Annotated in this window: 7 protein-coding genes and 1 pseudogene; 6 read left to right on the top strand and 2 right to left on the bottom strand. The window is 52.3% G+C overall.

Features of this window, described 5'->3' with window-relative positions; translation table 11 throughout:
* Positions 1-833, bottom strand: a pseudogene (locus B5F94_RS15220) (helicase); the annotation flags it as partial.
* A gap of 328 nt (positions 834-1,161) precedes the next feature.
* On the opposite strand from B5F94_RS15220, the gene B5F94_RS15215 reads away from it, so the two are divergent.
* The 6 genes from B5F94_RS15215 (at position 1,162) to B5F94_RS15195 (ending at position 4,297) form a co-directional block, all read left to right on the top strand.
* Positions 1,162-1,593: a restriction endonuclease gene (locus tag B5F94_RS15215; protein WP_158100306.1), complete on the top strand. Its 432-nt coding sequence runs from the start codon at positions 1,162-1,164 to the stop codon at positions 1,591-1,593.
* A 12-nt stretch (positions 1,594-1,605) separates the two neighbouring features.
* Positions 1,606-1,773, top strand: a complete 168-nt coding sequence (locus B5F94_RS16520) for a hypothetical protein (RefSeq protein WP_158100305.1) — start codon at positions 1,606-1,608, stop codon at positions 1,771-1,773.
* 76 nt (positions 1,774-1,849) lie between these two features.
* Positions 1,850-2,200: a hypothetical protein gene (locus tag B5F94_RS15210; protein ID WP_087331354.1), complete on the top strand. Its 351-nt coding sequence runs from the start codon at positions 1,850-1,852 to the stop codon at positions 2,198-2,200.
* 20 nt (positions 2,201-2,220) lie between these two features.
* On the top strand, positions 2,221-3,201 hold the full coding sequence (locus B5F94_RS16800; protein WP_242965697.1) for an HNH endonuclease: 981 nt from the start codon (positions 2,221-2,223) through the stop codon (positions 3,199-3,201).
* Positions 3,202-3,352: 151 nt separating this feature from the next.
* Entirely contained in the window at positions 3,353-3,913 is a 561-nt protein-coding gene (locus B5F94_RS15200) for a hypothetical protein (protein ID WP_087331352.1), read from the top strand.
* A 144-nt stretch (positions 3,914-4,057) separates the two neighbouring features.
* Positions 4,058-4,297 carry a hypothetical protein gene (locus tag B5F94_RS15195; protein WP_158100304.1) on the top strand — a complete coding sequence of 80 codons (240 nt, stop codon included), beginning with the start codon at positions 4,058-4,060 and terminating at the stop codon, positions 4,295-4,297.
* Positions 4,298-5,025: 728 nt separating this feature from the next.
* Here the strand turns inward: B5F94_RS15195 and B5F94_RS15190 are convergent.
* The gene (locus tag B5F94_RS15190) at positions 5,026-6,846 is read right to left on the bottom strand and encodes an S-layer homology domain-containing protein (RefSeq protein ID WP_087331348.1); all 1,821 of its coding nucleotides are present in this window, start codon (positions 6,844-6,846) and stop codon (positions 5,026-5,028) included.
* Between the last annotated feature and the right edge of the window lie 527 nt (positions 6,847-7,373).

Raw genomic sequence — 7,373 nt, 5'->3', positions numbered from 1 at the left:
GGGAGGGCGGGCGGCTCCGGTTTGTCCTCCGGTGTGACGGGGGTGAGGGGCGGAGCGGCGTCCACGGCGGGCGCTGGTTTCTGCTTCTTGTCTCCGTCCTTGATGGCCCGCTCGATTTGGCGCAGGACCAGTTCCGAGCAGTCGTGGACCGCACAGCCCAGGACGGTGGCGGCCAGCTTGGTATCAAACTCCCGGACATAGGCAAAGTCGTCCTCCGTAAAGCATCCCTTGGTGGGCAGGCCGCAGCGGACCATGAGTAAGTATGCTGTGCTGACGGTCAGGGCCCTGGTGAAGCGGATGCCCACATTTAATTCGTCCAGCTCCTCCAGCAGACTGCCGCCGAGGGAGCGCATGATATTGTGCCGGTGGTCGTGCCAGCAGGTATCGGCCAGCTGAACGGAAATGCGGATCAGCTGTTCGGCCAGACCGGCGCACGGGGGGACGGCAAAGACTTCCTCCAACCGCTCCGCCACAGCCTCCCGGTGCTGGTCACTGTATTTCCACTGGCAGACAGGCACAGAGTCCGAAGTCGTGCCGGTGTCGCTCACATCGAACACATAGGCCAGAGTTGCCTTGCCGTTCTGCTGTCGGAGCAGGGCAATTCCAACGGAACGGGCACGCACATACCGGCGCATCCGCCGCTTCCAAAAGTCGTACCCGGCACAGGCCGTGGCCCTGGGGCGCTGGGCGTGGATCATAACCTGGTCCTCGAAAGAATATTTGTGGTTTCGCGCGGCGGTTCGCAGAAATGCGGCCCAATGGGCGGCGTCGCTGGTGATCTCCGCAACAGTGCGGTCGGCCAGATCGGCATAGTGCTGGGTCTTTGCGCTCATGGCGGATGCTCCTCCTTTATCAATATTTTTGCCGAAAGGTTCGCATCCGCACCTGTGCATCCGAATAGGATGCCACATGGGAAAAGCCAAAAAAAGATCGCCCCCACAGCGAAAACCGTGGAGGCGATTGTGTTTCTGTTGCTGTCAGCTGTGGACACAGATCTGGCGCTGACATTGATCCCACCTGTTCCGAAGCCGATTGATGACGCAAGGCCCTGACTCCATTCGGTCCTGCCTCAATAAAAAAAAATAAAGCCGCCCTGCTTTGTATCGTAGATTGATACATGGCAGGGTGGCTTTGGTTTGTGGCGCAGGATGCGTCACACTTTTGTGGCAGGACCGTTGGTATCAATTGGGTGATGTCTATTCTGATGAATGGGGCCCCGGGGTGATTTATGATGTGTTTTCCACGGTGCCGGCAGAGTTTGAATCGTTTTGCGGTCAGCTGCTCATGGATATGGGTATGCAAGTCAAGATAACACAGGCAACTCGTGACGGCGGGTACGATTTGATTGCGTACGATGGTTCTGAAGTCATTGCAGTCGAGTGTAAGTGTTATTTCCCGGACCGCAAGGTCACAAGGCCTATGCTCCAAAAGCTGACGGGCGCCAATACTGTACTCGGTGCGGACGGTCTGATGTTTTTGACCACGGGTATGTTTACGAAGGACGCGGTCTTGTACGGCTCTGATGTGGGCATTCGTCTGATTGATGGAAACAGACTGGCTCAGTTGGTGCGGCAGTATATGCGTCTGGATTAAGGAGGTTGCAGTTTGAAACAGTTTTTCTGGTGGGCCCGGCTTTGGTTTTGGATTATTGGTTCCGGGTTTGTCTGTCTCTGGATGCTGGTTCGGTTCTGGGTCGAAGACCGCGTGGCCGATTTGCGACGGATGTTCGCGTCTGAATCGGATAATGTGATTTATCTGGACCGGTATCGGTGAGGATAGGATTGGTTTTTACCAGATGGGTACAGTATGGGGTTGAAGCAGTGATAATGAAACATGGAGGTTGTGTATCGTGGTTAAGAAAGATGTTGGTTCAGGTGGTTCTGACGCACATTGTAAGGAGACTTCGCCGTCGCAAAAGAAGCCTAATGTGTGGAAGCAGTACATATGGCCTGTTGTGAAGAGGATTTTTCGCGTCATTAAGTTGTTGATTAGTGCCTTTTTGCTGGTCTGCCTGATTGACTTTTTGGCATATGTGGCAGTCGGTCACACTTTGATTCTGTCTGGGCTGTTTTACGGCAAGTGTGTTGTGTTCCTGATGGGAATCGTGGCTTGGTTCATGTCGGTGTTGGTGCGGCTGGGTGTGTTGGAATGGTCGGATGTGGCCGAGTTTATTTGGCGCTGGGGCACCACGGGGCCGTAAGGGATAGGAGGTTGATTCAGATGGATGCAAGGTATTCTGATTATGTTTATAGTTATACGCGCATTGCTATTGTTTTTTTAGTATTGACAGTTGTGCTTGTTTCGGTTTTGAATAAACGGTCTGCAAAGCATGATGTTGCTACGGTCGGCAAGACGCTTTGGAATGGGAAGTTTCCTCTTCCGGTTAAGAAAAATCAACTGATAGAGCATTCGGTTTTTTGGTATGTTGGGAACGCGTTCGTTTTGTGGGCTGTGGCGCTCTATGCTGTAAGAAGTTTTCTTTCTGAGTTTGATATTATCTCGGACAGCCGCTTTAGTACGGGGTCGTTGATTGTTTGTGTGGTTTTTGCCTGTATTTTGTGTGGAGTGCTTAAATGTCCATATGCTCCGTATCCGTATTTTCAGCAGGTGTTTGATGTTTCGGGCCGGCGGATGCCGCGGATGGAGTCTTATATTGATGATTATTTGATTTCTGAGGGATTTGACCCAATTTCGAAGCAGTATGGCAAGATTTTGGATTGGCACAATGCATGTAAGGCTGTTATTGACAGGTCTACGCTGTTGAAGAATCGGCGAATGAAGCAGTATGAGGCTTTGGCAGATGATGAACACGCGTTTTGGTTTTATTTTGTGAGAAGCCAGACTCGGTATCAACAGCAGAATTATGTTCGGACGCCATATTCTGTTGATATGATAACTGAGGATTTCTTTTGTGATTATGCGTGGTTGGAAGACCGGGATGCACAGTTGCAGGAAATCAATTATGAGTGTAATCTGCGGGATTATCATAGTAAGAATCAGCGCCGGCTTATGACCAAAGAACTTCGTGAGCAAATCATGGAGCGGGACAATTATACATGTCAGATATGTGGTAAGTATATGCCTGACAGGGTAGGTCTGCATATTGACCATATTGTCCCGGTTTCAAAGGGTGGTAAAACGGTTCCGTCGAATTTGCAGGTGTTGTGTTCTGTTTGTAATGGACACAAATCGGCGTCGTGATGGCATGGCTCGTAACGTATTAAGCCTATTCCAAAAATTTTGTTGCCACAAGTAATAAATATCAATACCACGTTTGACATCGAAATTTTAGAGTCTTGCAATTATAATATCTGCTTGTTATGCTTGCCTTGGTGAAAGGGCGGTGTGTTTCGTGTATTATGATAAGAGCCGGTTGGTGAAGGAACGGTGGACGGTTGGTTTGTTCAATGAGATATGCGCCTGTTTGGTATGGTGGCGGGATACAACTATTGTGGCTGAAGACAAGTGGCCGCGGGATTGTGCCGAGTATCTTTTGAACAAGTTGATTCGGTATGGACAGGTTTATCGTGATGATGACGAGGTTCGTGTTTCTCTGTGGCCGAATGATTTTTCTGAGATTCAGAGGATTCATGGTATGTTGATTGCTGGTATTCCACAATCTGACGATTTGGACTTATCCATAGATTATGCGGCACAGGCTGAGGCGGACACAGAGAAGTGGCGTGCCGAACAGCAGGCAAAACGTGACGCCTTTCTGGAGCAACAGCGGAAAGAGCGCGAAGCCCGAGCCGCTGATAAGCAGGCCGCTTTGGATAATGATATTGCGTCGATTCAGGAGTATGTTCGTCTGCATGATATGAATTATATTTCTGTGGCGGCTATGTCGCGTGACCTTGGCATCGGGTACAACCGGTGTATGCGGCTGTATAAGAAAATTGTTGGTGAACGGTGAGATTTGGGGTTTGCGGTTGATGTAGTAATCAATATTCGTGAAAGGATTTGATGGATATTGTCTCAATACGATATATACGCCGCATATCGAGATATGAAGAGGTTATGTGAGGAGTCGCAAGGTGAGTGCCGGAAGGCGTTGAGTTTGTGCAGAGATTTTCAGGATGGATGCCAACAGGCGGTGAATTTGTGCGAAGAGTCTCAGGCTTTGTGTAAGCGTGCGCAGGATTTGTGTCGAACGGTGATTAAGCAGAGAGACGATTTGGCTGAGCAGTGTGCATTTTATGAGCAGGTGTTTGTTCGGTATGAAGCATTGTTTCAGGAACATGGGATTCCTTTTGAGTCGGTGTTTGATAGTGTTGATGAAGACGATGAAGCCGATTGATGACGCAAGGTTCTGATTCCATTCGGTTCTGCCTCAATAAAAAAAATAAAGCCACCCTGTCATGCGTCTTTGATTGATACATGGCAGGGTGGCTTTGGTTTGTGGCGGTTGTGGCCCGTGGACATGGGACATGTTGTAATTCGTTGGGTGGCCGTGCAGTTTGTTCTGCGTGTCCACCTGAGCTGATTGATGATGCAAGGTTCTGATTCCATTCGGTCCTGCTTCAAGTTTTGCTACAATGTTGTAATTCATGTGGCGGCTGCGGCGCCGGGCAGCGGGACGATGCACGGGGCCTTATACTGGTGCCGCCGTTGGGGCGTGATTTGGCCCGTGTCGGCGGCGTGCGTCAGGTGATGCCGCCGTGGCCCGGGTCGTGGGTTGTACCGATGCCCGCCCCTTGGTGCGTATATTGGTGCGGGGCGGGTGTCTTGGTACAGTGGTTTTGGCCATGGCTTCGTTGCCGGTGCTGTCTGCATTGTAATTCGTTGGGCGGCGGTGCAGTTTGTTTTGCGTGTCCGCCGCCCGTTGGTACAGCAAATGCCTATACTCTTGGGATTATGGGAGGTTAATTGTAATTCATTGGGTGGCAAGGTTTTGGTACGCGTATTGATGCGTGGCCTTGCCGCCCGGAGTTAGTTTGTTCTATGGTTGTTGTAATTTGTGCCCCGCAAAAGGGGAATCCCCCTGCACCGGTTGCGATGCAGGGGGATGCTGTGTCAGGTTATGGCTTAGCCCATACCGGCACGGGCCCAGTTGTTGTCGATGCGCATGAGTGTAACAATACTCTGCTCGATGGTGTAACTGGATTTCGCGGAGAAAGTGGTGCTGGTTGTCCCGGTCATGGCCCCGACACCGTATACGGCACGGACGCCATCGTAGGCCCAGTCCGCGATTTCATCGGTGAAGGGCAGGTTGTCGGCATACCAGACAGTCCACCCGGTGCGGCCGACGGAGTCGAAGGCTATAATCAGTTTCTCCATGAGCCGGGTCAGCATGGTAGCCGCCTGCTCACGGGTGATGTTGTCATTGGGTCCGACATATACGCCGGCACGGGTATCGGCACTGTTGTATCCGCCGAGGATTCCGAGCGTGTAGGCCTTGGCCATGTTGGTGTCGCCGGAGCAGTCTGCGAACACATCGTCGCCGGGATTGACCGAGATGGTGTAGTCCTCGCCGGTGATGTCGGACATCAGGGTCTCGTAATAGCGAATTGCCAGCGACGCGAACTGTCCGCGGGTGATGGCACGGGTATAGTCACTGCCCAGCAGGTCGGTGACGGCAGGCTGATAACCAAAGACATCAGGGTCGTCATCGAGGTAGCCCATGCTGATGGCATTGATGATGTCCTCAGCGGCCCAGTTGCTGTAAGTGACGCTGGTGGCATCCGTGTCGACAACAGGGGTCTCGGGCTCGGTCACGGGAGTTTCCGTGACTGTCTGATTGGAACCGTCGTTCCAGTTGGACTTCAGAGTTGCGCTTTCGAAGTTGAATACATCGCCGACGGTGCGGGCAGTCTCAGTGCCGCCCATCTCGACGGGCAGGTACGCCAGCGCCCAATCGGGCAGGTTCATCTGGGACACATACTGCTTCGCCTGAGCGTACTGGGACGCAACGGTGGATGCATCGGGGTAAACCCAGTTGTCGACCCACCCGGTCGGATAGGTGTAGGTGCTGTTGCAGGTGGGCATGCCGATGCTTACACTGCTCTTGCTGGCAGGGGTGTACCTGGCAAAGTCTAAGCGGTCGTTACTGCTCAGGTATGCGATTTTATCGGCTGTATCCGGAACGGATGCGGTCGTAGTGCTACCGTAAAATTCGCCGCTGGTCTCGCCGGCACATACGATTGCGTAATCAAGGTCGCTGTCCTCGATAAGCCGTTCGAACCCACTGTCGAGACAGATGATGTTCTTCAGATTGTCGCAACCAACGAACAGGGCACGCACTGCGTTGTAGTCGATATTATCGCCAATGATGATGGTCTCGATGTTGGAGTTATTTCTGAACGGAGTGATTTCTAACTGGGAATGTTCGAAGTTCAGGAAGTTCATCTGAGTCATACTCTGACGCGCGATGCGCCGGTCAATTTCGTCGGCATTAGGGCTGATTTTGGCTTCGACCTCTGCGTCAGTCCAATCGTTGGTGATGACCAGCACGCCATCATGGAGCACCCACTTGATGTTCCCGATGGGCTTCATGTCATCAATGGTGTATGTCTCGCCGCCACCTCCGGTGATGGGGTCGTCGTAGCCAATCCCCATTCTGTAGCCGGTTGTGGGAGAGATTCCCATGTAGAATGAACCGTAACCGCTTCCAGACGAGGAACCGGGTGCTCCGGATGTGAAGATAAGGTCATTGTACAGGTCACGGGCCGCAGGGTCGGTCAGGGTCAGGTTGCCACCGAGGGTCGTGTTACCCTTGATGTAACCTTCGTACAGAATGTCGTTGTAGCCGAGCGCACCGCCGAAGATGTTTACACCGACGATGGACAGGGACAGGATGGCCACCAGAAGGGACGCCATCAGTTTACGGGAACTAAACTTAGTTTTCATTCGTAATTACCTCCTTGTAGGTGATGTTATCGGTTGTATATGGGATGGTACGCTCCGGACTCGCACCACCTCGGACAGAGTGTTCTTTTTCTCTGTCAACTCTGCTGGCCTGAATGCCAGATTTTCAAGGTGCCGTGGGGCTGCGGAAGATCTGCCGCATCTTCCTGCTCTACGGCGGGGGCAGAAAAGTAACGGGAGAGGGGTGCAACCGCGCATCCCTCTGTCATTCGTTTACAGAGTGCCCCCCTCTCCTTATATATACGCTGTGGTTTCCGGTAGGGTGGCCCTCGGGGAGAGGCCGTTTCCAGCCCCACCCCAAGGTCCATACCGGAAACGCAAAAAGCGGTGTCGAGCGTAAATACTCAACACCGCCCGAAAAATTAGAGCGTAACACAATAGGCCCTATCTCCCCGCCTTTCGCCCTTGCAAAAAGGGCTGTGTCTGGGTATAATAAGGCTACGGTGCAGTCAATTTGACTGTTGTGCTGAGTGGTCGAGACACTCTTCACAGGCCCGTGGGGTGGTGCA

The sequence above is a fragment of the Flavonifractor sp. An4 genome (assembly GCF_002161755.1).
GTDB classification, from domain to species: Bacteria; Bacillota; Clostridia; order Oscillospirales; family Oscillospiraceae; genus Flavonifractor; species Flavonifractor avicola.
The sequence above is the reverse complement of the archived record's forward strand: the minus strand, read 5'-3'. Positions and strand labels throughout refer to the sequence as shown.